This is a genomic window from Streptomyces sp. NPDC039480, assembly GCF_055597165.1.
Genome location: NZ_JBVITX010000001.1, coordinates 1,119,117 through 1,139,465 on the forward strand (window position 1 = coordinate 1,119,117; position 20,349 = coordinate 1,139,465).

Sequence of the window (20,349 nt, forward strand, 5' to 3'; positions counted from 1 at the left end):
GATCACTCCCGCCCGAGTATCGTCGCGGCGGTCTCCACGCCCTCGCGCGTCCCGATGACGATGAGGGTGTCACCGCCGGCCAGCCGGAAGTCGGGCGTCGGCGACGGAATGGCCTCGGCCCGCCGCAGCACGGCCACGATCGAGACGCCGGTCTCGGTCCGCATCCGGGTCTCGCCGAGCAGCCGCCCGTTCCAGTGCGAGGTGGCCGACAGGAGCACGCGCTCGGCGACCAGGCCCAGGTCGGTGGTGTGCAGCAGGGTCGGACTGTGGTGGGAGGGCATCAGGGCGTCGATCAGCGAGTCGGCCTCGCCCGAACTCAGCCGCAGTGACAGCGCGCACTCGTCGGGGTCGTCGGACCGGTAGGCGCTCAGTGTCCGCGCACCGTCCCGGTGCGCGACCACCGACAGACGCCGCTGTTCTCGGGTCGTGAGGTCGTACCGGATGCCGATGCCTGGGAGCGGCGTACGGCTGAGTCGTGAGGCGGGCACAGCTTTCCCCTTGCGTGATAGATGATCTCCCCCGGCTGTCACCCTATCGGGGCCAAGGATTGGCAAAATCCCTCGGCGTCCGGCCGGAGATCATGACTCACGCCGGGGCGGGGCCGCCCCGCAGGACCGTCTCGACCGAATCCGCCTCGTCGGGAGACTTGTCCTCGCGGTAGCGCACGACCCGGGCGAAGCGGAGCGTGACACCTGCCGGGTAGCGGGTGGACTTCTGGAGCCCGTCGTAGGCGATCTCCACGACGAGTTCGGGCCGCACCGTCACGACGTAACCATTCTCCTCCACGGCCAGCTCCTGGAGGCGCTCGGTCTGCCAGGCGAGCATCGCGTCCGTCATCCCCTTGAACGTCTTGCCCAGCATGGCGAACGTGCCGTCGGGCCTGCGCGCGCCCAGGTGCAGGTTGGAGAGCTTGCCGGTGCGGCGGCCGTGGCCCCACTCGGCGGCCAGGACGACCAGGTCCAGGGTGTGGACGGGTTTGACCTTCAGCCAGGAGGCACCCCGGCGGCCCGCACTGTAGGGGGCGTCGAGCCCTTTCAGTACGACCCCTTCGTGGCCGCGCCCCAGCGTCGCCTCGAAGAACTCCTGGGCCTCGCCGCGCAGCCGCTCGTCGGCCGGGTCCGCCACGAGGGTGCGCCGGACCCGTATCGGCTCGGGCACCAGCGCCGCCAGTGCCGCGTGGCGCTCGGTGAACGGCAGGTCGAGCAGGTCACGCCCGGCCACGGACAGGGCGTCGAAGAAGACGGGGGAGAGGGGCAGCCCGGCCGCCGCCGTCGACACGTCGACCCGTGAACCGACGCGCCCCGCGATCTCCTGGAACGGCCGCGGCCGCCCGTCGGCGTCCAGCGCGATGACCTCGCCGTCCAGGATGAAGTGCGACCCTTCGAGACCGAGGGCCGCGGAGGTCAGCTCGGGCAGGCGGTCGGTGATGTCGTCCAGGGTGCGGGTGTAGACGCGTACGGCGTCCCCGTCCCGGTGGACCTGCACGCGGATGCCGTCCAGCTTCTCCTCGACCGCGCACGCGCCCAGCTTGTCGATGCCCTCGGCGACCGAGGCGGCGCTGTGCGCGAGCATCGGCAGGACCGGACGGCCCACGGTCAGCCGGAAGTCGTCCAGGGCCGCCGCGCCGTCCGCCAGCAGCGCCTGGGCGACCGGGGCCACGGAACCGGCGAGCATCACCGAACGCCGCACGGCGTCCGCAGGGGTCTCCGTGGCGAGCGCGAGTCCTTCGACGGCCACCGCGTCCAGCGCGCCCTGCCGGACCTCGCCGGTCAGCAGCCCGAGCAGGAACCGCTGCTCGTCGGCGGTCGCGGCGCCCATCAACTCGCCGACGAGCCGCTTGCGTTCGGCCTGCGACCCGGCGCCCGTCACCGCACCGATCGCGGTGAGCGCCGCGTCCACCCCGCGGACGGTGAGCGTCGCCTCGACGGCGGGCGGCACCGTGTGCTTGAGCGTGCTCCAGCCGATGCCGAGCCGGCCCTGGGGCAGCCGGCCCGACAGATAGGGGATGGCGATCGGCACGTCGTCCGGCTCCGCGGCCCGGAAGAGCTCGGCGAGCAGGGCGATCTTCCGGGACCGCGCCGAGGTGGCGGCCACTTCCTTGGACACGTGTGCGAGCCGGGCGGGCAGCATGAGGCCATCCTGCATCGCGGCGGGGCGCGGCGCATGGCCGGACGCGGCGCCGCCCGCCCGGACACGCGGCGTCACTCGGCTCCGGGCTCGAAGTCCTCCGTGAAGTAGCTGTCATGCCGGATGCGGAACTCCTTGAGCTCTTCGGCCCCGCGCCGCGCCACCTCCGCGACCTGCTCGAAGTACTCCTCGCGCGGGGCGCCCGGCGAGAACAGCATCAGCATGGACGTGGGCTCGTCGGTCACGTTCTTGAAGGCGTGCAGCCCGCCGACCGGTACGTACAGGAAGTCGCCCTCGCGGCCCGTGACCCACTTCTCGCCGTTGTAGAGCTCCAGTTGGCCAGAGAGGATGTAGAACGACTCCGACATCGCCTTGTGGAAGTGCGTCTTGGCCCCCGCGGACCGGGGAGCCAATTCCGACTTGTAGAGACCGAATTCGCCCCCGGTCGACTCATGGGTGGCGAGGTAGTGCGTGGCCCCACCCGACGAGGAGATGTCCGGCGGGCTATCGGCCCTCCGGAAGGACGCGTTCACCTCGCCCTTGGTGCCGTGGTAGCGGGGCTGCGGGTACGAGAGGTTGTTCGGGTACGACATGAGTCGCTCCAATGCCGGGGCTCCGCCGGGCGGCGAACCTTCACCCGCATGGTCGTCCGGCCGCCCACGGGGCGGCATCCGGCCGGAGGTCGATCTTGAGCCGGGGCGGGGAGGAGGACTGGGGGCTGGCGGACGAGGGCCGGGGACCTAGGCCTCCGGGCTCGGTCGAGACCGGATCCCCGCCTCCGGCACACTCCGCCCTACTAGCGCCCAGCAGCGCCGATCTTCCGCTTGCCCTCAACCGCACTTGAGGTTCTACGGTCCTTGCACGACCTGCCCAGCGTGCAGGCTCCGCACTGAAGCACCGGGAGAGAAACCATGACGACCCAACAGAGCGTGGACGCCGATCTGGCCGGACAGCCCGCCGCGTACTGGACCGGTGTCGCCTACGAGGCGCTCATCGCGTACACCCGGGCCCAGCAGGTCGAAAAGGGCTATACCCAGCCCCAGTTCTGGCTGCTGCGCAACCTGTCCGTGAACGACATCTCGCCCGACGGCGAGGGGATGACGCTGCCCGAGCTGAGAAAGGCCATGGCGTCCTACATTCGACCCGAGGACGATCTCGCGGCGGAGGCCGAGGTGCTCCTGGAACGCGGCTGGCTGGCCCGGGACGCCGAGGACCGGCTGTGGCTCACCGAGGATGGTGAACAGGCCCGCGTCGACCTCGCGCGCAACGCGCCGGCGATCCGTGCCGCCCTCCACGAGGGCATCGACGACGCGGACTATGTCACCACAGTGAAGGTGCTTCAGCGGCTGATCCGCAACGCGGGCGGAACGGTCGCCTGACAGACGAACGGCCCGGGTGGGGGCCGGGGCCCGGCCGGCTGGCGGCAGGTCAGGACGGAAGTTCGGCGGCGGTGACGATGCTGCGGATGCCCAGGTCCGCCCGCTGGGCCGGGGCGGTCTGGTCAACGACGACGGAGCAGCCGGCCCACTGCCCGCCGCACTCCTCGACCATCGACCGCACGGCCGACGCCTGGCTGCCCGTCTCGATCCAGTCGTCGACCAGCAACACTCGGTCCCCGGGGCCTACCACAGTCCGTTGCAGACGCAGCTCCTGACACGTTCCCCGGTAGTCGGGCTCGCTGCGTCGGGTGACCTTCTCTCCCGGCAGGGGCCCGTCCCGCTTGCGCACCGGCAGGAAGCCGACGCCGAGTTCCACGGCCGCTGCCGCTCCGAGCAGGAATCCCCGCGACTCGACTCCACAGACCACCGTGACGTCGTCGTCCCTGAACGGGTCGGCCAGCTCGCGGACAATCGTGGCGAGCGCCACGGAGTCACGGAAGATCCGCCAGACGTCTGCGTGGCCCTCGACCCACCGGAAGTGCTCAAGGGTGAGGGTGCGTGCTGAAGACGTCATGATCGAGAGTCTGCGGACGCCGCAGCAGCTCGGGCAACTGGTTTCCACGACTGGAGAGCGCCGAGATCGACCGACCAGCGTTGCCGACCGTGGTCCGCGCCCCGTGACGGTTGCGCTCGGACCAGAGGTTTGCCGGCGACGTGCCGGTTCAAGGGTGGGTTCTCACACGTCGTGGAAGTTCTTGGCGGTGGGAAAGGTGACGCGGGTGCAGCCGCGTCGGGTGGTGATGTCGTCGACGTAGGCGTGGAACAGGGAATTCAGTGCCTTGGGGCCGAGGACGTTGTCGTACAAGAAGTCGACGGTAAGGGTGTGCAGGGCGGGCTTGCCGTCGCAGATGGAAGACGCCCACCAGATGCCGTCCCCGCCTCCCGCCGTTCCCGGCCTGAGCCTCTTGTCGTCGCTGCTCTCCTGGAAGCCCACGGATCCTGCCTCGGCACCGAAGTAGGACATCGTGCGCAGCCACCAGGGTGAGACGGTGAGCGCGTGCCGGGCGTACTCGCGCTGGTCGACGTCCAAGGTCTCGGCGATGGCCCGCACCTGGCTGGGGCCCACGGCCAGTAGGCACCCTTCGGCGGGGTTCGCATCGCGGGCGGGGACCGTGAGGGCGCGGTCGGGCAGTCGGGCCTGTCCCTGTTTCTTGGCCAGTCGGCCGGCCCAGCGGCAGGAACCGGTGGCCGAGACGGCCGGGCGCAGCTTCGAGGAGACCGGGCTCATCTGCTCGGGCAGAGCCGGTAGTTCGGTTCGGCAGTTGATCCGTCGGGTGAGCTGCTGGGTGGCCGAGCGAGCAAGGCGGGCCAGGCGCCGGCGGTCATCGGCGGAGACTTCCGGGTAGAGAGCCACGGCGGTGACATTCAGCAGTTTCGGCGCCGCTCGGCCGCTGCCGGGGCCGCACTCGGCACGAACCGTGATGCGGAAGTCCGTGTACGAGCCCAGCCTGCCGTCGCCCAGCGGCCACTCTTCGGGTTTGCGGTCGGCGACCGCGGTGACGTCGCGCTTCGGGCGTCCCCCTTCGCGGGTGAAGAACGGGGAGCCCTTGTCGCCGATCTTGTTGACCGGCTCGGAGTCATCGCTGCTCCTGACGATCAGCCGGAACAGTTCGGCGGGCCTGTGCGAGCCACTCACCCTGTAGACGGTGCAGGCGCTGGGCAGGTGGCGCACGTCGAGCCGATAATCGTTGTCGTCGTCGGTCTGCGCTCGGACCATGCCGCCCTGCAGATCCATCACCTCTGCCCCCGAAACCAGGTGGTCGCAGGCCGCGGCGATGTCGCGTTCGCCGGCGGATCGGTCGCGGAAGTCGTCGACGGTCAGCCAGCCCGCGTACAGGCTCAGCCCGATCCCACCCACGGCCATCGCCAGCCACAGCCCGCGCTGGCCCGTGGGCACGAATAGGCCGCGTGGCTGATGTTTCCCGAAGGTACGCGTGCACTCGCTTGTGGCGGGCACCCGACGGGCGTGTTGGTCGACTCCGCCGAGGTTCGAGACTCCAGGTGCCAGATGTCCGGCCAAGCAGAGAAGAGTGATGTAGGTCACATGGAAAATTCGACATCGTGGCGTAATACCGCCCCTCCGTGAGGGGTCATAAGGGCACAGGCGCCCGGAACCGCAATACCGCGCACTGGAAACATCAGAAGTGGAGTCCGCTCATGGCCGTCACCCTCGAACAGCCCGCCCGTGCCCGTCTCGTCACCCCCGAGGGCCGTGAGCGTGCCCTGCCCGTCGTTCTGCGCTACTCGGCGGAAGATCCCCTGGCCGTCCAGATGACCTTCCCTTCGCAGGCCTCGCTCGATGGCGCGGAGGTCACATGGATCTTCGCCCGGCAGCTCCTCGAGGACGGTCTCACGGCGCCGACAGGCAGCGGTGACGTGCATGTGTGGCCCTGCGGGCGGGCCCGCACGGTCCTGGAGTTCCACTCTCATCAGGGTCTCGCGCTGGTGCAGTTCGACAAGCTCGCGCTGCGCCGCTTCCTGGTGCGGTCGTACGCCGTGGTGCCCGCGGGCGGCGAGAGTGAGGGGATCGACTTCGACGAGGGACTATCGCGCCTGCTCGGCGGCGTCTGAGCGCGCTCCACGAGACGTCAGCGGCCAGTGATCAATGGCCACCGGCCACCGGCCACCGGTCAGTGGTAGAGCTCGGGCCGCTCGGTCATCTCCACCGTCACCCGCGTGCCGGCGTTCAGCGCCGCGACACCCGCCTCCGCGACGGCCGCCGCCGCATATCCGTCCCACGCGCTCGGCCCCGTGACCCGGCCGTCCCGGGCGGCGGCCACCCACGCCCGCACCTCACGGTCGTACGCGTCGGCGAACCGGACCAGATAGTCCTGCGCCACCTCCTCGTGCGCGCGGCCCGCCGACCGGACGACCATCGTGTGCGCGTCGCCGAGCCGCGCGCTGCCGCGCTCGCAGACCGCCTCGCACGCCACCTCGTAACCGAATCCGCTGTTGACGAAGACCTCCACGTCGACGACGGCACCCCCCGATGTCTCGAAGAGCACCAGTTGCGGGTCGAGCAGTCCGTCCGGGGCGTCCGCCGACGGCGCGGGCCGCATCACCGTGACCGCCGTGATCTCCTGGCCGAGCAGCCACCGGGCCGCGTCGATCTCGTGGGAGACCGAGCTGCTGATCAGCATCGATGAGGTGAAGTACGGGGGAGACGCCACGTTCCGGTGACGGCAGTGCAGCAGCAGGGGGCGGCCCAGACTCCCGGAGTCGAGGAGTGTCTTCAGGGCCGCGTACTCGGCGTCGTACCGACGCATGAAACCGACCTGGATCAGCCTGTGCCCCAGCCGCGCCTCCGCCTCCACGACTCGCAGCGCCGAGGTGGAATCCGGGGTCAGGGGCTTCTCGCAGAGCACGGGGAGCCCGCGCGCGCAGGCCGCGAGCAGCGCCTCCTCGTGCGCCGCCTCCGGCGATGCCACCAGGACCGCCTCCACTCCGGGAGCGCTCAGCGCGGCCGTCGCCTCGCGGTGCACGGACACTCCCTCGCGCCCCGCCACCGCCGCCTCCGCCCGTGCCGTGTCGGGATCCGCGACCGCCACCACGCGGGCCCCGCCCACCGTCTCACCGATCCGCCGCACGTGATCGGCGCCCATGTGGCCCGCCCCCAGCACGGCCACCCCGAGTAGATCGCTCATCCCAAGCCCTCCCCGCGTCCGCGCACCCGGCGATCCAGCCGCACCCGATGCGCCTGATGCGCCCGATGCACCCACCCCTGTATCGCACGTCATCCTGGAGCCCGTCCTTGCTGCTCCACTACTCCACGACGTGTTCCGGGTCCGTGCGTCGGGCCACCGTAGCCCTCCGCCGCCGGATCGTCCGCCGGCGTGCCGCCACGACGCAGCCCGCGAGCAGGACGACCGAGCCCGCGATGACCAGCAGCACCGCAGGCCACTCGGAGTCCTCCGGCCGTACGGCCAGCGCGGCCTGTCCGGCCGCGTGCGCGGGGCTGGCGGCCGGCGCCGTGCGGACCTTCTTCGGCGGCGGCTGCAGCGAGCCGACCGGCCGCACCTTCCCGGCCGCCGCGAAGCCCCAGTCAAGGAGTGACCTCGCCTCCTCGTACACGGCGCGCCCGCTGCCCCCGCGCGGGTTCATCACCGAGACGACGAGCGTGCGCCCGTCGCGCTGGGCCGCGCTGATCAGGGTGGCGCCCGCGTGGCTGGTGTAACCGTTCTTGACGCCGAGCAGCCCCGGGTAGGCCGCCACGCCGTCGGCGCCGGTCAGCAGCCGGTTGGTGTTCTGGATGGGGTACGACCAGCCTCCCGCGGGGAAGTGCGCCACGCGGGTCGAGCAGTAGCGGGCGAACTCCGGGTCGGCGAGCCCGGCCCTGCCGAAGACCGCCAGGTCGTACGCCGACGAGACCTGCCCGGCGGCGTCGTAACCGTCGGGCGACACCACGTGCGTGTCGTTCGCGCCCAGCTCACGCGCCTTGGCCCGCATCTCCCGAACGGTCTTCTCCAAGCCGCCATTGAGACCCGCAAGGACATGTACGGCGTCGTTCCCGGAGCTGAGGAACACGCCGCGCCACAGGTCGGCGACCCGGTAGGCGCGGCCCTCTGCCACGCCCACCATGCTGCTGCCCTCGCCGACCCCGTCCAGCTCGTGCTCCGCGACCACGTGCCGCAGCTCCGGGTCGAGCCGGGAGAGCGTCGACAGGGCGAAGAGGGACTTGAGCGTCGAGGCGGGCGGCAGCGGGCGGTGCGCGTCCCGTGCCGCGAGCACCTCCCCCGTACCGGCGTCCGCCACGAGCCAGGCGCGGGCGGACACGTCGGCGGGCAGCGCGGGCGCGCCGAGGCCGGGCCGGACCTGGACACCGGGCCGGTCGAGCAGGGCGGACGAGTACACGGGGAGCGGCCGCGGAGGCGCCGGTTCGGCCGGGACGTCCGAGGCGGCAACCGGTGAGGACAGGAGGACCAGAGCACCGAGGGAGAGGGCCCCGGCGCGTACGGAGGAGGAGCGCGAAAGGTTCCTGATGACCATTCAGCCACCGTAGGAGCGCGGCCGGGAGTCCGCAGATCGGCTTGGCCCGGCTGGAGGTATCCCTGGGCCGCCGCCCGGAGGGCCTGGACCGCCGGGACTCGAACCGCCGGGGCGTCGACGCACCCGGCGGTTCGGTCGGCAGGAGGTCAGGCCGGCAGGTGCTTCTCGACGGCCGCGACGAGCTCGGGGGCATCGGGCTCGGTCTGGGGCGAGAAGCGGGCCACGACGTCGCCCGCCGGATCGATCAAGAACTTCTCGAAGTTCCACCGGATGTCGCCGGTGTGCCCCTCGGCGTCCGCCGTGCCCACGAGCTTCCCGTACAGCGGATGCCGCGCCTCGCCGTTGACGTCGACCTTCTCCGTCATCGGGAACGTCACGCCGTACGTCGCCGAGCAGAACTCGGCGATCTCCTCGGACGTGCCGGGCTCCTGGCCCATGAACTGGTTGCAGGGCACGCCGAGCACGCTGAAGCCCCGGCTCGCGTACTGCTCGTGGAGCCGCTCCAGGCCCGCGTACTGCGGGGTCAGCCCGCACTTGGAGGCCACATTGACGACCAGGACGGCCTTGCCCTCGTACTGGCGCAGGTCGGCGGGGCCGCCCTGCAGGCTTTCGATCTCTACCGCGTCGTAAACAGACATGGTGGCGAGCCTACGCCGACTCCGCGGAGTGGGAGAGTCCGATGCCGTCGGGGTCCGATTCCGTCGCCTACGTCTCGCGGTGCAGTCGGCCGCGGGCGACCAGTTCGACCGTGAGGGCCACGGCGATCGCCTGGACCGCCATCAGGGCGATCAGCACGAAGAGCTGCACGGCTCCGGCGAGTGCCGGGGAAGCACCGCCCAGGAGCATGCCGACGAACGCGCCGGGCAGGGTGACGAGGCCGACCGTGCGGGTCTGGTCGAGTCCGGGCAGCAGGGCGTCCGACGCGGCCCGGCCGATGACCTCGAGGCGTGCGTCGCGGTCGGGCAGGCCGAGGGCGATGCCGGCTTCGAACTCGCCGTACCGGGTGCGGAGTTCGTCGAGAGAGCGACGGCCCGCGAGGACCGTCGCGGTGAGCGCACCGCCGATGAGGATGCCCGTCACGGGAATCATGGCGATGCCCCGTACGGGGAGCAGGCCCGCGAGGGTCAGTCCGGTCACGACCGGGACGACGGGGCCCGCGATGGGCAGCGCCGCCCACCACCAGGTGCCGTTCGGGGTGATGCGGCGGCCCGCGGTGCGGGTGGCCACGGCGAACATGAGGAGCAGGAAGGCGAACAGCGCGGCCACGTGGTGCACGACCCAGGCGATCACCAGGGAGACGACGGCCAGTTGGGCGGTGGCGCGGACGCCCGCGATCAGGATCTCCCGCGCCCTGCCGCGCGAGCCGTCGGGTGCGAGCCGGAAGACGGCCGCCGTCGCCGCGGCGGCCAGCAGCAGCACGAGCAGGGCGGCGGCGAGCGCCGCGTTGACCGGCAGAAGGGCCTGGGCCGCGAGATTGCGCACGGGCCCACCCTAGATCGCGGGGGCCGTCTCCCCCGCGACCTGCTCCACGTGCTCCACCTGCTGTATCACGGCGCTCGACCTGTAACGATGTGGTGGGAAAGACGTGTGGAGAGAGAAGGGCTGAAGTCATGGCGCAGCAGGTGCAGGGCGTGGTCGCGCGCGCGAAGGGCGAGCCGGTACGGATCGAGACGATCATCGTCCCGGATCCGGGTCCGGGAGAAGCCGTGGTGAAGGTCCAGGCGTGCGGGGTCTGTCACACCGACCTGCATTACCGGGAGGGCGGTATCAACGACGAGTTTCCGTTCCTCCTCGGGCACGAGGCGGCGGGTGTCGTCGAGTCGGTGGGGGAGGGGGTCACCGAGGTCGCGCCCGGCGACTTCGTGATTCTCAACTGGCGCGCGGTGTGCGGCCAGTGCCGCGCGTGTCTGCGCGGCCGCCCCCAGTACTGCTTCGACACGCACAACGCGAAGCAGAAGATGACCCTGGCCGACGGCACGGAGCTCTCCCCGGCGCTCGGCATCGGGGCCTTCGCGGAGAAGACCCTCGTCGCCGCCGGGCAGTGCACCAAGGTCGACCCGGCCGCATCCGCCGCCGCGGCGGGACTGCTCGGCTGCGGTGTGATGGCGGGCATCGGCGCCGCCATCAACACCGGCGAGGTCGGCCGGGGCGACTCGGTCGCCGTCATCGGCTGCGGCGGCGTCGGCAACGCAGCCGTCGTGGGGGCCCGCCTCGCGGGAGCCGCGCGGATCATCGCCGTGGACATCGACGACAAGAAGCTGGCGACGGCGAAGGGCCTCGGCGCCACGCACACGGTGAACTCGCGCTCCGCCGACCCCGTCGAGGCGATCCGCGAGCTGACCGGCGGCAACGGAGCCGACGTCGTCATCGAGGCGGTCGGCCGCCCGGAGACGTACGAGCAGGCCTTCTACGCCCGCGACCTGGCGGGCACGGTCGTCCTGGTCGGCGTCCCGACGCCGGAGATGAGGATCGAGCTGCCGCTGCTCGACGTCTTCGGGCGCGGCGGCGCGCTCAAGTCGAGCTGGTACGGGGACTGCCTGCCGTCCCGTGACTTCCCGATGCTCATCGACCTCTATCAGCAGGGGCGCCTGGATCTCGACGCGTTCGTCACGGAGACCATCGCGCTGGAGGACGTCGAGAAGGCCTTCGAGCGCATGCACCACGGCGACGTCCTCCGTTCGGTGGTGATGTTCTGATGGCGGCCGAAGCCACGGCGGGCGCGTCCGGCGCGCGCGTCGACCACCTCGTGACGTCCGGGACCTTCTCGCTGGACGGCGGCACCTGGGACGTCGACAACAACGTGTGGATCGTGGGCGACGACAGCGAGTGCGTCGTCATCGACGCCGCACACGACGCGGACGCCATCGCGGCCGCGGTGGGGGAGCGGCGCCTGGTCGCGATCGTCTGCACCCACGCCCACGACGACCACATCGACGCGGCCCCGGCGCTCGCGGCGCGCACGGGCGCGCCGATCCTGCTGCACCCGGCCGACACGGAGCTGTGGAAGCGGACCCATCCCGACCGTGCCCCGGACGGTGAGCTGTCCGACGGGCAGGAACTGGCCGTCGCGGGCACAACTCTGACGGTGCTGCACACGCCCGGCCACTGCCACGGTGCCGTGAGCCTGTACGCGCCCGGCCTCGGCACGGTGTTCACCGGCGACACGCTGTTCGCCGGAGGTCCCGGTGCGACGGGCCGTTCCTTCAGTGACTTCCCGACGATCGTGGAGTCCATCAAGGAGCGGCTCCTGACGCTGCCGCCCGAGACGGTGGTGCGGACCGGACACGGCGACAGCACCACGGTCGGCGCGGAGGCGCCGCACCTGGAGGAGTGGATCGCCAGAGGGCACTGAACGGTGCGGAACGCTTAGTTCCGCCGACTGGTGCCGACCGGCGCCGAACTGACTCATGGCCTCGCGTGGATCGCCGCGCGGGGCCATGAGGCGTACTGGCCCTGTTCCGCAATCTTCGATAAGTTAGGCAAGGCTTACCTAATGGAGGTTGAGGATGGGTGTTCGTCACAGCAGCACGACCGTGCCCACAGCGGCGGCACGCGCTCGTTCAGTGCTTGCCACCGCATGGTCCTGCTCGGTGACCACGGAGATCGGCAGGGACGAACTCGTGGGCGCGCACACCGTCACCGAGGACGGCAGGATGCTGCTGTCACCGCCCGAGGACAGCGCGCTCGCCGCCGCCCTCATCTGCATGCCGCGCGGCGAACCGTCGACCATGATCGAGTTCGCCGACGTGGCGCCGGTGCCGCTCAGGGACCGGATCCGCGCGCGGCTCTGGCTCTCCGGGGCGCTGGCCTACGACGGGGAACACCTCGTCTTCGAGCCGACGTGCGCCGTGCTGCACGACTCCACCGGGGAACGCCAGGGAATCGAGCTCGACGAACTGGCCCTGACGGTGCCCGACCCGCTCGCCGAGGCCGAGTCACGCCTGCTCACCCACCTCGCCGACGCCCACCCGGACGCCGTCGAGCAGCTCACCCGCCTCATCAGCCCCGACAGCCTCCAGGGCGTCGTGCGGGTCCGCCCGCTCGCCATCGACCGGCACGGGATCTCCCTGCGTCTCGAACGCGCCCGCGGCCAGGCGGACGTCCGCCTCCCGTTCCACCAGCTCGTCGAGGACGTCACGCAGGTCACGGAGTGCATGCACGCGCTCCTGATGAAGGCCCGCCTCTCAACCACGCGGCGCGGGCGGCCCGTCGGAGGCGTCGGAGGCTGACCGCATCGACCGCAGCGCCAGCAGCAGCACCCCGATGTCGTCGAGCAGCACCGGGTCGGGCAACAGGTCGGTGGGCAGTACGAGATAGGCGACCGCGCCCCAGAAGACCCACTGCCGCTCGACGGGCAGCCCGGCTCTGCGCAGGGCGCGGCGGGTCCGGACGAGACGCACGAGCAACACGACCGCGACAGCGAGGGTCGCGGCGACCAGAACGGCGGCGCCGACAAGGAATACGGTCAGGTCCGTGCTCATACCCACGCACGGTAATCCAGTTGAGGTTCCGCGTCCCGCAGGGATGATGGCGTGGTGACAAAAGCGCCGAAGCCCACGCGGTCCCCCTCGTCTCCCGTGCCCGTTGAGCCCGTCCCGCCCGTCCAGGCGTTGATCATCGTCGACATGCAGTCCGCTTTTGTCGCCGGCGACGACGCCGTGCCCGACGCGGAGCGGCTCCTGGACCGGGTGACGGGTCTCCTGGCCGAGGCCCGCGAGAATGGCGCGCTCGTCGTCCAGCTGCAGAACGACGGAGAGCCCGGCACCCCCGACGGGACCGGCACCCCCGGCTGGGAGCTCCACCTGCCCGTCGACACCGACCGGGGCGAGCTCGTCGTGCACAAGACCGTCGACGACGGCTTCCAGGACACCCACTTCGAAGAGCTGCTGCGCGACGCCGGGGTGCGGGAACTGGCCATCTGCGGCGTGATGTCGGAGATGTGCGTCAGGGCGACGGCGAGCACTGCCCTGGAGCTCGGCTTCCGCGTCGTCCTGCCGCACGACGCGCACGCGACGTACGACATCCCGGCCGCGGAGGGCATCAGCGACGTGGTGCCGGCGGCGATGGCGTCGCGCGTGGCGGAGTGGTCCCTCGGGGACGAGGTCGAGATCGTCGCGCGGGCGGCCGACGTGAGCTTCACGAAGCCGTAGTGGCGAGCATGAGCCGACCACGCGACGTGGTGTCACCCGGTGGCGGAGTCCGCGTTCGTCTCCCTTCTCCGTCGCCTCCAGTTCCAGAGCTCATGTGCCCGGTGATCGTGCTCGAAGCCCGGGCCGAGCGGGCCCACGCGCTCGTACGCCTCCTCCGTTCGCGGGTCGTCGCGGCGGGCGAGCCCCCAGGCGGCCTCCAGGCGTACGAGCAGGTCGTCCTCGTCCAGCAGCGACATCAGGGCATCCGCGACGTCGGGCGCGTGGTCGCGGGACGCGGCGAGGGCCACCGCCGCCCCGCGGCGCGCGGCGGCGTCCGAGCTCTCGGCCATGGGGAGCAGCGCCCGGGTCACCTCGGGCCACAGGGCGTCGTCGTCCGCTCCCACCTCGCAGGCCCGGAGTCGTACTTCCACATCCGGGTCGCGGGTGAGGGCGAGCACCGCGTCCCGCGCGGCCGGTGACCGCAGGCCGTCGTTCGTGACGAGGGTGTACGGCACCTCGCGGCGTACGCGGGGGTCGGGGTGGCCCGCATGACGGAGCCCGACGGCCTCCTGATCGGGGTGTTCGTACTCGGTGAGTGCGTTGAGCACCTTGGCCAGCACCGCGCTGTCCGTCTCTTCGGCGGCCCAGGCGATCAGGAGTTCGGTCTCCTTCTTGCCGTAGTGACGACGGCCGGGGTCGACGAACGAACGCATCCACAGGTAGTCCGCCACGAACCGCCGGTGCGCCGGGTCGTGATGGTGGCGGTGGGCGACCACGGCCGACCAGGTCTCGTTGCTGCGGCGCCCGGCGAGGACCCAGCAGACCGCCGACCAGTCGGCGTGCTCCTCGTCCTGGTGTCGCACGGCGCGGGCGACCAGTTCATCGACGGGTGTCAGAATGCGGAAGGCCCATTCGAGCGCGCTCAGGATGCCGCCGTGCCCGGCCCGTACGACGAGCCCGCCCAGCGAGACCTGGTCGACCCAGTCGTACGCGCCGTCCAAGACCCGCTCCGTGATCGCGGGCCCCACCGCGCCGGTCCTGCGCCGCAGCTCCGCCTCCACTCCTGTCTCGTACCAGCCCCGAGCCAGGGCGATGAGCTGTTCACGCGTGGCTTCCGGCAGCCGCAGCCGGGGCTCCGTGCCGAGGACGGCCGAGAAGACCGCGTAGGAACCGCCGTCGATCGCGCGCCACAGCGGTGTGGTCCCATCCGGAAGCACCTCGTCAGGGTCGGCCCCGTCCTCCACGAGCACTTCGGCGACCGCCGCGTCGTACGCCGCCACGGCGAGCCCCAGCGCCGACATCCCGCTCGCGTCCTCCGCGTCCGGATCGGCCCCCTCGGCCAGCAACGTCCGCACCGCGTCGGCGTCCCCCGCCCGCACCGCCGACACGAGCCGCGTCCCGAGCCCGTTCTCCGCGTCCATTCACCCGCCCCCTTGATCCGTTCAACGCCGCAAGTGTGCACGAGAGGCTAGAGAGGCAGCGCGCACACGGGTACCGGTGAGGCGAACGGTTTGCCCACGAGGCGGAGTGTGCCGCTGCGGGCGTCGACCTTGAAGACGCTCACCGAGCTCGACTTCTGGTTCGCGGTGAACAGCAGGCGCTGGGACGGGGAGAACGCGAGCTGGCGGGGGAAGTCCCCGTCGACGGGAACCGTGTCGAGGAGCCGGAGCCGGGCGCCGCCGCGCTCGATCGCGTACCTGGTGATGCTGTTGTGCCCACGGTTGGCGAGGAAGGCGAAACGGCCCTCGCGCGTCACCACGATCTGCGCCGGATAGCTGGTGCCTTCCCCGGTGCCGGTCGGCTGCGGCCTGCCGGGGGTGAGGCGGCCGGTGGCGGGGTCGTACGCGCAGACGACCACCGTGTTGTCCAACTCGGCGGCGAGATAGGCGAAGCGGCCCGAGGGGTGGAAGGTGAGGTGGCGCGGCCCCGCGCCCGGCCGCAAGGCCGCGTGCGAGACGGGGCGGAGCGTGCCCGCCTTCTCGTCGAGGCGGTATGTGTAGACCGTGTCGTTGCCGAGGTCGACGGCGAGAATGTGGCGGCCGTCCGGGGACGTGATGATCTGGTGGGCGTGCGGGCCCTCCTGGCCGGGCCCCGGCGGTGGCGCGGAGTGCGTGACGAGGTCCGTCCGCTCGCCCAGCGCGCCCGACGCCCCGATGGGGTGCACGGCCACACTGCCGGAGTTGTAGTTCGCGCTGAGCAGCCAGCGTCCACCGGGGTGCACGGACAGGTGGCAGGGGCCCGCGCCGCCGGTGTCCCGTGTGCCGAGGACGTCGTGCTTGCCGGAGGGTGAGAGCGCGACGGCGGTCACGCCGCCCTTGTCCCGCTCGTTGACGGCGTAGAGCGTACGGCCCGAAGGGTGCAGCGCCAGGTACGAGGGGTCGGGGACGCCGGTGAGCGTCCCGGTGCCGGTGACGCGGCCCGTCACGTCGTCGTACGTCGCCAGACCGATCCCCGGACCGCCGCCTTCCTGCGAGGTGTACGTCCCCAGGAACAACTGCCCCTCGCGGCGGGGCCGGTGGGCGGCCGAGGATGCGGGGTCCCGGCGGCGTACGCGGTCCGGGCGCTCCGGGGCCGCCGGGTCCGACGACGCGCAGGCCGAAACGGACGACAGGGCCCCCGTGCCGGCCGCCCCCACGAGAGCGCCGATGAACCGCCTCCGTCCCGGGCCGCCGCTCCCGGAACCCGTGGCCGACCCTGCTCCGCTGTTCATGCCTGCACCTCGTGCGTCGGTGGTGACGGATGTGGCCAACACAGTGCCCCGTGTCCGAGGGAAGGGACAAGAGGCACCCGCGTCGGCACGGGGCGCGCACCTGTTTGCCGTACGCCGAGAGTCATCACTCCGATACGGTGTGCGAGCGATCGTTGCCGAATGCCCGTAGACGTACAGGAGTTGCCGAGTGGACCACAGCCGTCTGATCAGGATCAGTACCGTCCTGGCCGCGTTCGGTACAGCGGGCGCCATGGCGGCCGCTCCTACCGCGAGCGCCACGGCCGCCACCGCCGCACCGGCGCCCCCGGTGGCCGCAGGTGCCGCGCAGGAGCCGTGCACGGGAGAGTTCCGCGGGGACGCCCGCCTCGGCCCCGCCTGGCTGCCCAAGAAGTGGCAGCGGCCCGTCGGCCCGCTCCTGAAGAACTGGAAGCGGACGGGCAAGCTGTCGCCGAAGGCCTTCCTGAAGAAGTACTGGGAGGGGCCGGCCGACACGGGCAGCTGGAAGTACCCGCCCAACGACGGCTTCGACACCGTCAACGGCCAGGTCGACAAGCACCCCGAACTCCTGGAGAAGGGCGAGGAGCTGGACCGCTTCGGCTCGGAGTACGGCGGGTACCTCGCACCCGCGGGGGACGCCTACGCGAAGCGCGCGCTGCCCCCGCAGAACCTCAATACCCGCGACGTCGCGTTCGCCTGCGACTACCGCGTCTATGAGGTGAGCAAGCCCTTCCGCGTCTGGCAGGGCCGCATCGCCCCCTGGTTCGAGCAGCCCGGCCGCGGCCGGCAGATCAAGCTGGACCCGGCGTTCCTGGACCCGGGCGAGGGCCAGCGCCTCAACGTGAAGTGGCTCCTGGACCACGGATACCTCGAGCCCGCGAACGACTGACGCCCATGGACGCCGGAGAAGCCGCGGCGGCTCTGCGCGCCGCCCACGTGGCCGACGGCTACTACTGGATCGAGGGCGTCCACGAACCGACTCCCACGCCCCCCGACTTCGTCTATCTGCGCAGGACCGAAGCCGGGGCGTGGGAAGTCGGAACGTACGAGCGAGGCGCGCACCACCCCCTCGCCCGGTACGCGGACGAGGCGGCGGCCTGCGCGCACCTGCTACGCCAGCTGATCTGACAGGTCGCACGCGTCCCATGCGGGGAACGGATCGTACGACGGAAGCTCCTCGCCCTCGGCGAGCAGGCACCGCTCCAGAGCCACCCGCAATTGCGGGGCCCGCAGGCCGACGCCGATGAAGACGAGCTCCTGTCCCTGCGTGTCGTCCGCGGTGCGCGCGCCGGAGGGCTCGAAGCGGGCGACGGAGCCCGCCTGCGACCACAGCCCGGTGATCCGGGGCCGGCTCGCCAGCCAGAAGAACCCCTTGGAGCGCAGAATCCGCCCGAAGCCGCCGCTGTCCATCTCCTCCGTGACGAAGGACCACAGGCGGCCGGGGTGGAAGGGGCGGCGGGCGCGGAACACGGTGCTGGAGATGCCGTACTCCTCGGTCTCCGGCACGTGGTCACCGTTCAGCTCGCGCACCCAGCCCGGCGCCTGCTGGGCGCGGTCCAGGTCGAACAGGCCGGTGTCGAGGACCTGGGCGAGCTCCACCCGTCCCCGGGTCGCGGGCACGACACGGGCGAGCGGGTTGAGGCGCGACAGGGTGGCCGTGAGCCGGTCGGCGGTCTCCGCGTCGACGAGGTCGAGCTTGTTGAGGACGAGGACGTCGGCGAACTCGACCTGGTCCATCAGGAGGTCGCTGACGGTGCGCTCGTCGTCCTCGTACTGATCCAGGCCGCGCTCCACCAGGCCGTCCCCGGCGGACAACTCCGCCAGGAAGTTCGCGGCGTCGACCACCGTCACCATCGTGTCGAGGCGGGCGAGGTCGCCGAGCGTCGCGCCGTCGTCGCGCGGGAACGCGAACGTCGCGGCCACCGGCATCGGCTCCGAGATGCCGCTGGACTCGATGAGGAGATGATCGAAGCGGTCCTCGGCGGCCAGCCGGCCGACCTCTTCGAGCAGATCGTCGCGGAGCGTGCAGCAGATGCAGCCGTTGGTCAGCTCGACCAGGCGCTCCTCGGTGCGTGACAGCGCGGCCTCGCCGCCGCGCACCAGGGCGGCGTCGATGTTGATCTCGCTCATGTCGTTCACGATCACCGCGACGCGCAGGCCCGCGCGGTTGGCGAGGACGTGGTTGAGCAGCGTCGTCTTGCCCGCGCCGAGGAAGCCGGACAGGACGGTCACGGGCAGCCGGCCGCCCGGCGCGGGTCGTGCGTGCGTCATGTGCGTCAGCTCTCCGGGCGCAGCAGGCCGCGCTCGTACGCCTTGACCAGGCGCTGCGGGACCATGTACGGCACGCCGTCGACGGTGACGGGCACCAGTCGCGGAGTGGTGGCCTTCCACTGGGCGCGACGGTGCCGGGTGTTGCTGCGGGACATCTTCCGCTTCGGTACGGCCATGAGGTCCTCCTGGGTGAGGTGGGGCAGTGGACCGCACGCTATATGAAAATGAATCCCATTAACAACTCGCCCGACCGCCCCGGCCGTGGCCGCCCACGCCGAGGTGAACCCTGACGCTAAACCTGAGGGTGAGAGTGCCCCTCCCGGGATCAGGGGCGCCCCGTCGGCGGCACCTCCTCCCCGGCGGGCACGGGCCCCGGCGGCGTGCCGTCGCCGAAGGGGCGGCCGCCGAGCTGCTCCCGGTGATGCGGGGTCAGCCACCCGGAGAGGTCCGGGCCCAGCGGCACGATGCCTGTCGGATTGATGCCGGTGTGTACTTCGTAGTAGTGCCGCTTGATGTGGTCGAAGTCGATGGTGTCGCCGAACCCGGGGGTCTGGAACAGATCCCTGGCGTACGCCCACAGCACCGGGTCCTCGGCCAGCTTCCGGCGGTTGCACTTGAAGTGGCCGTGGTAGACCGCGTCGAACCGCACCAGCGTGCTGAAGAGCCGGATGTCCGCTTCCGTGATCGTGTCCCCGACGAGATAGCGACGGGTCGCCAGGCGCTCGGAGGTGAGCTCGAGGCGGCGGAAGACATCGCGGCACGCCATTTCGTACGTGGCCTGGTCCGGGGCGAAACCCGAGCGGTACACGCCGTTGTTGACGTCGCGGTAGATGCCTTCCATGACGGTGTCGATCTCGTCGCGCAGCGGCTCGGGGTAGAGATCGGGCGCGCCCTCGCGGTGCAGGGCCGTCCACTCCGTGGCGAAGTCCAGCGTGATCTGCTGGTAGTCGTTCGTGACGAGCTTGCCGCTCGGGACGTCCACGATGGCGGGGACGCTGACGCCGCCCGGATATCCGCTCTCGCGGGCGTCGTACGCCTCGCTGAGGAAGCGGATGCCGAGGACCGGGTCGCGGTCGTCGGGATCCAGCGTGAACCGCCAGCTCCGGTCGTCCTGGATCGGATCGGTGACGGCCAGGGAGAGGGCGCTCTCCAGGCCGAGCAGCCGGCGCGCGACGAGCGCCCGGCCGGCCCACGGACAGGCCCGGCTCACCACCAGGCGATAGCGGCCCGCCTCGACCGGCCAGCCGTCCCCGCCGTCCCCGCCGTCCGCCGTGATGCGGTCGGCGAAGTGGCTCTTGGAACGCTTGAACTCCTTGTGCCCGTACGAGGCGTTGCCCTGCTCGGCGCTCATGACTGGCTCCCTTCCCTTGCGCGGGTGCGGGGCATCGGCGTCCGCCCCGCGGACGGCCCCGGGTCGGCGGCTCGCGGGGGCGGCGCGAGATCGTAGATACGGTCGATGAGCACCGCTTCGTTGCCCGCGAGGCCCGCGCGGCGCAGCGCTTCGTCGGCCTCCGCGATCGGCCCCGCGAGCAGCGTCGCCGCGGCCACGGGGGAGACCGACGCGGAGTCGGAGAGCGCGGCGCGCGCCGTGTGCAGCAGGCGCAAGCAGGCCTGTGCGGCGAGCAGTTCCTCGGACGTCGTGCCGGTCATGTCGAGCGACTCCTCTGCGCTGGGTGGCGTGGTCGGCATC

Annotated in this window: 24 protein-coding genes; 8 read left to right on the plus strand and 16 right to left on the minus strand. The window is 71.5% G+C overall.

Annotation, left to right across the window (positions count from 1 at the left end):
- Positions 1 to 2: 2 nt before the first annotated feature.
- The 3 genes from ACZ56E_RS04295 to ACZ56E_RS04305 all read right to left on the minus strand — a co-directional run bounded on the left by ACZ56E_RS04295 (position 3) and on the right by ACZ56E_RS04305 (position 2,720).
- Positions 3 to 488 (minus strand): cation:proton antiporter regulatory subunit, encoded by a 486-nt coding sequence (locus ACZ56E_RS04295; protein WP_468606254.1) that lies wholly within the window; start codon positions 486 to 488, stop codon positions 3 to 5.
- Positions 489 to 585: 97 nt separating this feature from the next.
- Entirely contained in the window at positions 586 to 2,130 is a 1,545-nt protein-coding gene (locus tag ACZ56E_RS04300; protein WP_471211545.1) for an ATP-dependent DNA ligase, read from the minus strand.
- Positions 2,131 to 2,201: 71 nt separating this feature from the next.
- Positions 2,202 to 2,720, minus strand: a complete 519-nt coding sequence (locus tag ACZ56E_RS04305) for a cupin domain-containing protein (protein WP_471210851.1) — start codon at positions 2,718 to 2,720, stop codon at positions 2,202 to 2,204.
- Positions 2,721 to 3,038: 318 nt separating this feature from the next.
- On the opposite strand from ACZ56E_RS04305, the gene ACZ56E_RS04310 reads away from it, so the two are divergent.
- The gene (locus ACZ56E_RS04310) at positions 3,039 to 3,506 is read left to right on the plus strand and encodes a MarR family transcriptional regulator (RefSeq protein WP_471210854.1); all 468 of its coding nucleotides are present in this window, start codon (positions 3,039 to 3,041) and stop codon (positions 3,504 to 3,506) included.
- A gap of 49 nt (positions 3,507 to 3,555) precedes the next feature.
- Here the strand turns inward: ACZ56E_RS04310 and ACZ56E_RS04315 are convergent, their stop codons facing one another.
- On the minus strand, positions 3,556 to 4,080 hold the full coding sequence (locus ACZ56E_RS04315; RefSeq protein ID WP_471210856.1) for a phosphoribosyltransferase family protein: 525 nt from the start codon (positions 4,078 to 4,080) through the stop codon (positions 3,556 to 3,558).
- 162 nt (positions 4,081 to 4,242) lie between these two features.
- On the minus strand, positions 4,243 to 5,463 hold the full coding sequence (locus ACZ56E_RS04320; RefSeq protein WP_471210858.1) for a hypothetical protein: 1,221 nt from the start codon (positions 5,461 to 5,463) through the stop codon (positions 4,243 to 4,245).
- A 260-nt stretch (positions 5,464 to 5,723) separates the two neighbouring features.
- Here ACZ56E_RS04320 and ACZ56E_RS04325 point away from each other — a divergent pair, with 260 nt between their 5' ends.
- Positions 5,724 to 6,137 carry an SsgA family sporulation/cell division regulator gene (locus ACZ56E_RS04325; RefSeq protein WP_471210860.1) on the plus strand — a complete coding sequence of 138 codons (414 nt, stop codon included), beginning with the start codon at positions 5,724 to 5,726 and terminating at the stop codon, positions 6,135 to 6,137.
- Positions 6,138 to 6,196: 59 nt separating this feature from the next.
- Here the strand turns inward: ACZ56E_RS04325 and ACZ56E_RS04330 are convergent, their stop codons facing one another.
- The 4 genes from ACZ56E_RS04330 to ACZ56E_RS04345 form a co-directional block, all read right to left on the minus strand.
- The gene (locus tag ACZ56E_RS04330) at positions 6,197 to 7,210 is read right to left on the minus strand and encodes a Gfo/Idh/MocA family protein (protein WP_471210861.1); all 1,014 of its coding nucleotides are present in this window, start codon (positions 7,208 to 7,210) and stop codon (positions 6,197 to 6,199) included.
- A gap of 118 nt (positions 7,211 to 7,328) precedes the next feature.
- Positions 7,329 to 8,552, minus strand: coding sequence for a D-alanyl-D-alanine carboxypeptidase family protein (locus ACZ56E_RS04335; protein ID WP_468606238.1), 1,224 nt, complete (start codon positions 8,550 to 8,552; stop codon positions 7,329 to 7,331).
- Between the two features lie 146 nt (positions 8,553 to 8,698).
- Positions 8,699 to 9,190 (minus strand): glutathione peroxidase, encoded by a 492-nt coding sequence (locus ACZ56E_RS04340; RefSeq protein WP_468606236.1) that lies wholly within the window; start codon positions 9,188 to 9,190, stop codon positions 8,699 to 8,701.
- Positions 9,191 to 9,257: 67 nt separating this feature from the next.
- Positions 9,258 to 10,034, minus strand: coding sequence for an ABC transporter permease (locus tag ACZ56E_RS04345; protein WP_471210865.1), 777 nt, complete (start codon positions 10,032 to 10,034; stop codon positions 9,258 to 9,260).
- Between the two features lie 128 nt (positions 10,035 to 10,162).
- On the opposite strand from ACZ56E_RS04345, the gene ACZ56E_RS04350 reads away from it, so the two are divergent.
- The 3 genes from ACZ56E_RS04350 to ACZ56E_RS04360 all read left to right on the plus strand — a co-directional run bounded on the left by ACZ56E_RS04350 (position 10,163) and on the right by ACZ56E_RS04360 (position 12,781).
- On the plus strand, positions 10,163 to 11,248 hold the full coding sequence (locus ACZ56E_RS04350) for an S-(hydroxymethyl)mycothiol dehydrogenase (RefSeq protein ID WP_471210867.1): 1,086 nt from the start codon (positions 10,163 to 10,165) through the stop codon (positions 11,246 to 11,248).
- Entirely contained in the window at positions 11,248 to 11,904 is a 657-nt protein-coding gene (locus tag ACZ56E_RS04355; RefSeq protein ID WP_468084644.1) for an MBL fold metallo-hydrolase, read from the plus strand. The genes ACZ56E_RS04350 and ACZ56E_RS04355 overlap by 1 nt, the downstream gene beginning before the upstream one ends.
- A 154-nt stretch (positions 11,905 to 12,058) precedes the next feature.
- Positions 12,059 to 12,781, plus strand: a complete 723-nt coding sequence (locus ACZ56E_RS04360; RefSeq protein WP_471210870.1) for a DUF2470 domain-containing protein — start codon at positions 12,059 to 12,061, stop codon at positions 12,779 to 12,781.
- Here the strand turns inward: ACZ56E_RS04360 and ACZ56E_RS04365 are convergent.
- A complete protein-coding gene (locus tag ACZ56E_RS04365; RefSeq protein WP_468307306.1) occupies positions 12,737 to 13,033 on the minus strand; it encodes a DUF1232 domain-containing protein in 297 nt (98 codons plus the stop codon). The two genes, ACZ56E_RS04360 and ACZ56E_RS04365, sit on opposite strands and share 45 nt — an antisense overlap.
- Before the next feature lie 96 nt (positions 13,034 to 13,129).
- On the opposite strand from ACZ56E_RS04365, the gene ACZ56E_RS04370 reads away from it, so the two are divergent.
- Positions 13,130 to 13,702 carry an isochorismatase family protein gene (locus ACZ56E_RS04370; RefSeq protein ID WP_471210872.1) on the plus strand — a complete coding sequence of 191 codons (573 nt, stop codon included), beginning with the start codon at positions 13,130 to 13,132 and terminating at the stop codon, positions 13,700 to 13,702.
- A gap of 32 nt (positions 13,703 to 13,734) precedes the next feature.
- Here ACZ56E_RS04370 and ACZ56E_RS04375 read toward each other — a convergent pair whose 3' ends face one another.
- Together ACZ56E_RS04375 and ACZ56E_RS04380 are read right to left on the minus strand one after the other, a co-directional pair.
- Positions 13,735 to 15,102, minus strand: a complete 1,368-nt coding sequence (locus tag ACZ56E_RS04375; protein ID WP_471210875.1) for a HEAT repeat domain-containing protein — start codon at positions 15,100 to 15,102, stop codon at positions 13,735 to 13,737.
- A gap of 47 nt (positions 15,103 to 15,149) precedes the next feature.
- Positions 15,150 to 16,391, minus strand: coding sequence for a lactonase family protein (locus ACZ56E_RS04380; RefSeq protein WP_471210877.1), 1,242 nt, complete (start codon positions 16,389 to 16,391; stop codon positions 15,150 to 15,152).
- Between the two features lie 202 nt (positions 16,392 to 16,593).
- Between ACZ56E_RS04380 and ACZ56E_RS04385 the strand changes: the two genes are divergently transcribed.
- Both ACZ56E_RS04385 and ACZ56E_RS04390 read left to right on the plus strand, forming a co-directional pair.
- A complete protein-coding gene (locus ACZ56E_RS04385) occupies positions 16,594 to 17,277 on the plus strand; it encodes a TNT domain-containing protein (protein WP_471211547.1) in 684 nt (227 codons plus the stop codon).
- 5 nt (positions 17,278 to 17,282) lie between these two features.
- Positions 17,283 to 17,516, plus strand: coding sequence for a hypothetical protein (locus ACZ56E_RS04390; protein WP_471210878.1), 234 nt, complete (start codon positions 17,283 to 17,285; stop codon positions 17,514 to 17,516).
- On the opposite strand, the gene ACZ56E_RS04395 is transcribed toward ACZ56E_RS04390, so the two are convergent.
- From ACZ56E_RS04395 to ACZ56E_RS04410, 4 genes are all read right to left on the minus strand, one after another.
- Positions 17,499 to 18,659 (minus strand): GTP-binding protein, encoded by a 1,161-nt coding sequence (locus tag ACZ56E_RS04395; RefSeq protein WP_471210881.1) that lies wholly within the window; start codon positions 18,657 to 18,659, stop codon positions 17,499 to 17,501. The genes ACZ56E_RS04390 and ACZ56E_RS04395 overlap by 18 nt on opposite strands.
- 5 nt (positions 18,660 to 18,664) lie before the next feature.
- Positions 18,665 to 18,835 (minus strand): 50S ribosomal protein L32, encoded by a 171-nt coding sequence (gene rpmF, locus ACZ56E_RS04400; protein ID WP_468606217.1) that lies wholly within the window; start codon positions 18,833 to 18,835, stop codon positions 18,665 to 18,667.
- Positions 18,836 to 18,984: 149 nt separating this feature from the next.
- Positions 18,985 to 20,010, minus strand: a complete 1,026-nt coding sequence (locus tag ACZ56E_RS04405) for a glutathione S-transferase family protein (RefSeq protein WP_471210883.1) — start codon at positions 20,008 to 20,010, stop codon at positions 18,985 to 18,987.
- On the minus strand, positions 20,007 to 20,309 hold the full coding sequence (locus ACZ56E_RS04410; RefSeq protein ID WP_471210885.1) for a hypothetical protein: 303 nt from the start codon (positions 20,307 to 20,309) through the stop codon (positions 20,007 to 20,009). The genes ACZ56E_RS04405 and ACZ56E_RS04410 overlap by 4 nt, the downstream gene beginning before the upstream one ends.
- Positions 20,310 to 20,349 lie beyond the last annotated feature (40 nt).

Coding starts and splice junctions, on each gene's coding strand:
- ACZ56E_RS04300 (WP_471211545.1), bottom strand. CDS start 2,130: ATGCTGCCCGCCCGGCTCGCACACGTGTCCAAGGAAGTGGCCGCCACC.
- ACZ56E_RS04305 (WP_471210851.1), bottom strand. CDS start 2,720: ATGTCGTACCCGAACAACCTCTCGTACCCGCAGCCCCGCTACCACGGC.
- ACZ56E_RS04310 (WP_471210854.1), top strand. CDS start 3,039: ATGACGACCCAACAGAGCGTGGACGCCGATCTGGCCGGACAGCCCGCC.
- ACZ56E_RS04315 (WP_471210856.1), bottom strand. CDS start 4,080: ATGACGTCTTCAGCACGCACCCTCACCCTTGAGCACTTCCGGTGGGTC.
- ACZ56E_RS04325 (WP_471210860.1), top strand. CDS start 5,724: ATGGCCGTCACCCTCGAACAGCCCGCCCGTGCCCGTCTCGTCACCCCC.
- ACZ56E_RS04330 (WP_471210861.1), bottom strand. CDS start 7,210: ATGAGCGATCTACTCGGGGTGGCCGTGCTGGGGGCGGGCCACATGGGC.
- ACZ56E_RS04335 (WP_468606238.1), bottom strand. CDS start 8,552: ATGGTCATCAGGAACCTTTCGCGCTCCTCCTCCGTACGCGCCGGGGCC.
- ACZ56E_RS04340 (WP_468606236.1), bottom strand. CDS start 9,190: ATGTCTGTTTACGACGCGGTAGAGATCGAAAGCCTGCAGGGCGGCCCC.
- ACZ56E_RS04350 (WP_471210867.1), top strand. CDS start 10,163: ATGGCGCAGCAGGTGCAGGGCGTGGTCGCGCGCGCGAAGGGCGAGCCG.
- ACZ56E_RS04355 (WP_468084644.1), top strand. CDS start 11,248: ATGGCGGCCGAAGCCACGGCGGGCGCGTCCGGCGCGCGCGTCGACCAC.
- ACZ56E_RS04360 (WP_471210870.1), top strand. CDS start 12,059: ATGGGTGTTCGTCACAGCAGCACGACCGTGCCCACAGCGGCGGCACGC.
- ACZ56E_RS04365 (WP_468307306.1), bottom strand. CDS start 13,033: ATGAGCACGGACCTGACCGTATTCCTTGTCGGCGCCGCCGTTCTGGTC.
- ACZ56E_RS04375 (WP_471210875.1), bottom strand. CDS start 15,102: ATGGACGCGGAGAACGGGCTCGGGACGCGGCTCGTGTCGGCGGTGCGG.
- ACZ56E_RS04380 (WP_471210877.1), bottom strand. CDS start 16,391: ATGAACAGCGGAGCAGGGTCGGCCACGGGTTCCGGGAGCGGCGGCCCG.
- ACZ56E_RS04390 (WP_471210878.1), top strand. CDS start 17,283: ATGGACGCCGGAGAAGCCGCGGCGGCTCTGCGCGCCGCCCACGTGGCC.
- ACZ56E_RS04395 (WP_471210881.1), bottom strand. CDS start 18,659: ATGACGCACGCACGACCCGCGCCGGGCGGCCGGCTGCCCGTGACCGTC.
- rpmF (WP_468606217.1), bottom strand. CDS start 18,835: ATGGCCGTACCGAAGCGGAAGATGTCCCGCAGCAACACCCGGCACCGT.
- ACZ56E_RS04405 (WP_471210883.1), bottom strand. CDS start 20,010: ATGAGCGCCGAGCAGGGCAACGCCTCGTACGGGCACAAGGAGTTCAAG.
- ACZ56E_RS04410 (WP_471210885.1), bottom strand. CDS start 20,309: ATGACCGGCACGACGTCCGAGGAACTGCTCGCCGCACAGGCCTGCTTG.